General features: G+C 64.9%; 1 protein-coding gene. It reads right to left on the bottom strand.

Going from position 1 to position 518, the window contains the following annotated elements; genetic code table 11:
* A partial coding sequence (locus tag INT49_RS20915) for a transposase (protein ID WP_193119642.1) occupies positions 1 to 434 on the bottom strand: 434 nt, incomplete at its 3' end.
* Between the last annotated feature and the right edge of the window lie 84 nt (positions 435 to 518).

Raw genomic sequence — 518 nt, 5'->3', positions numbered from 1 at the left:
TCGAGATCGACTGCCATGCGGCTGACCTGGGACTTCGAGAGCGAGTTGATGCCGAGGGTCTTCACCAGCTTGTCCATGCGGCGAGTGGAGACCCCGGCGAGATAGCAGTCCGCGACCACAGTGATCAGGGCGGATTCAGCGCGTTTGCGACGCTCGAGCAGCCATTCGGGGAAGTAGGTGCCAGAGCGGAGCTTGGGGACGGCGACGTCGATCGTGCCGACGCGGGTGTCGAGATCGCGATGGCGGTAGCCGTTGCGCTGGACAGACCGGTCGGGGCTGGGCCGGCCGTACTCGGCGCCGGCGACCGCGTCGGCGTCCGCGGAGAGGAGCTCGTTGATGATCGTCTGCAGCATCGTGCGCATCAGATCCGGGGAGGCTTCGGCCAGGGCTTCACCGAGCAGGCCGTGAGGGTCGACAATATGAGGAGCGGTCATCGTGATGACTCCGTTCGAGAGTGCTGTGAGAGGTTCACTCGAAGGATCACACGGTGACCGCGTCCTCGTCAGAGACGATCACGG

It is taken from the genome of Brachybacterium tyrofermentans, assembly GCF_014897585.1.
Taxonomy (GTDB): Bacteria; Actinomycetota; Actinomycetes; order Actinomycetales; family Dermabacteraceae; genus Brachybacterium; species Brachybacterium tyrofermentans.
The sequence above is the reverse complement of the archived record's forward strand: the minus strand, read 5'-3'. Positions and strand labels throughout refer to the sequence as shown.